Genomic DNA, 2,513 nt, shown 5'->3' on the forward strand with positions numbered 1-2,513 from the left:
TCCACACGGTTCAGGAACTCGGGGCGGAAGTGCTCCTTGAGGTTCTCCATCACACGTGCCTGCATGCGCTCGTAGTCGGCTGCAGTGTCATCCATCGCCTGGAAACCAACCGGGATGCGGCGGTTCACATCGCGCGAACCCAGGTTGGTCGTCATGATGATGACGGTGTTCTTGAAGTCCACCACGCGACCCTGCGAGTCGGTCAGGCGACCGTCTTCCAGAATCTGCAGCAGCGAGTTGAACAGGTCGGCGTGAGCCTTCTCAACCTCGTCGAACAGGACCACGGAGAAGGGCTTGCGGCGGACCTTCTCGGTCAGCTGGCCGCCCTCATCGTAGCCAACGTAGCCGGGAGGCGCACCGAACAGACGGGAGACGGTGTGCTTCTCCTGGTACTCGGACATATCCAGGGTGATGAGCGAATCCTCATCGCCGAACAGGAACTCCGCCAGAGCCTTGGCAAGCTCGGTCTTACCCACACCGGTCGGGCCGGCGAAGATGAACGAACCACCGGGGCGGCGCGGGTCCTTCAGACCTGCGCGGGTACGGCGAATAGCGCGGGACAGCGCCGCAATAGCGTGCTCCTGGCCGATGACGCGCTTGTGGAGATCCTGCTCCATGGTCAGCAGGCGACTGGACTCTTCCTCAGTGATCTTGTATACGGGAACACCGGTGGAAGCGGCAAGAACCTCAGAAATAACCTCGGGGGTCACGGTGCCGAATGCGTCGCCGCCTTCACGCCATGCCTTCTCGGCTTCTTCCTTCTCAGCCAGAACCTTCTGCTCCTGATCACGCAGGCCTGCGGCCTTCTCGTAATCCTGAGAGTTGATGGCGTCTTCCTTCTGCTGGCGCAGCTTGGCTGCCTTCTCGTCGAGCAGCTTGATTTCCGGGGGTGCGGTCATGCGCTTGATGCGCAGGCGTGCGCCCGCCTCGTCAATCAGGTCGACAGCCTTATCCGGCAGGAAGCGGTCAGAGATGTAGCGTGCCGCAAGGTTCACGGCAGTCTCAATCGCCTCGTCGGTAATGGTGACGCGGTGATGTGCCTCGTACTTATCGCGCACACCCTTGAGGATCTGCACGGCGAGGTCCTGGGAGGGCTCCTCAACCTGAATCGGCTGGAAGCGGCGCTCCAGGGCGGCGTCCTTCTCAATGTGCTTGCGGTACTCGTCCAGGGTGGTGGCACCGATGGTCTGCAGTTCGCCTCGAGCCAGCATGGGCTTGAGGATGGAGGCAGCGTCAATCGCGCCCTCGGCGGCACCTGCACCAACGAGGGTGTGAATCTCGTCAATGAACAGGATGATGTCGCCGCGGGAGCGGATTTCCTTCAGGACCTTCTTCAGGCGCTCTTCGAAGTCACCGCGGTAGCGCGAACCTGCGACCAGGGAGCCCAGGTCCAGGGTGTACAGGTGCTTGTCCTTGAGGGTCTCGGGGACGTCACCGTGCACGATAGCCTGTGCCAGGCCCTCCACGACGGCGGTCTTACCGACGCCGGGCTCACCGATCAGCACGGGGTTGTTCTTGGTACGGCGGGAGAGGACCTGCATGACGCGTTCCATCTCCTTGTGGCGGCCAATGACCGGGTCCAGCTCGCCCTCACGCGCTGCTGCGGTGAGGTTGCGGCCGAACTGATCCAGGATGGTCGAACCCGCGGGAGTGCCTTCGCGAGAGTTACCTGCACCCACGCCGGCGGTTTCCTTCTCACCGGAGTTGTTGCCGGGGTAGCCGGAAATCAGGTCCATAACAGCCTGGCGCACGGCAGCGGGCTCCGCACCCAGCTTGACCAGCACCTGGTTTGCCACGCCCTCGTTTGCACGAACCATGCCCAGCAGGATGTGTTCGGTGCCGATGTAGCCGTGGTTCAGCTGAATAGCCTCGCGCATGGACAGTTCGAGAACCTTCTTCGCGCGCGGGGTGAAGGGGATGTGGCCGTTAGGCGCCTGGGGGCCGGGGCCGACGATGTCCTGAACCTGTTCACGTACTGCGTTCAGGGTAACGCCCAATGATTCCAGGGCGCGAGCACCGATGCCTTCGCCCTCGTGAATCAGACCGAGCAGCAGGTGTTCGGTACCGATGTAGTTGTGGTTGAGCATGCGTGCCTCTTCTTGGGCAAGCACCACAACGCGCCGAGCTCGATCGGTAAAGCGTTCAAACATTTACGCACTCCTTGCATTTTCCTATTGATACAAGAGTACGTTGAGCGCGGCTGAAAGGGCGGTCTGATGGGCGTCTGTTCGCCATCAAGAGAACAGATGAGCTGTTCGAGGCGTTTGAGGCGCGGTTTAGGTGCGGTTTCGACGCGGTTTCGGGGCTTCTGGCGGGGAGGTGCTACAGGTGGGTTCTGAGGGGTTGTGGCGCCGATGCGAGGGTCCACAGAAGAGAAGAACACACAAGAACCCACATAGACCCACATCAGAATCGCCTGTTTTCTGCACGCGCGTGAATATATTGCAGAAATTTTTAAAAATTTATATGTTTAAGTGAGAAATTTCAATAATTCGCAAAAAACATTTGCCGGA

At 60.3% G+C, this 2,513-nt stretch carries 1 protein-coding gene; it reads right to left on the bottom strand.

The window, feature by feature from the left end; translation table 11 throughout:
- Positions 1–2,150 (bottom strand): ATP-dependent Clp protease ATP-binding subunit (locus Q0216_RS07115; protein WP_298594071.1); only part of this gene is annotated, 2,150 nt, incomplete at its 3' end.
- Between the last annotated feature and the right edge of the window lie 363 nt (positions 2,151–2,513).

The sequence above is a fragment of the uncultured Rothia sp. genome (assembly GCF_937976295.1).
Classification (GTDB): domain Bacteria; phylum Actinomycetota; class Actinomycetes; order Actinomycetales; family Micrococcaceae; genus Rothia.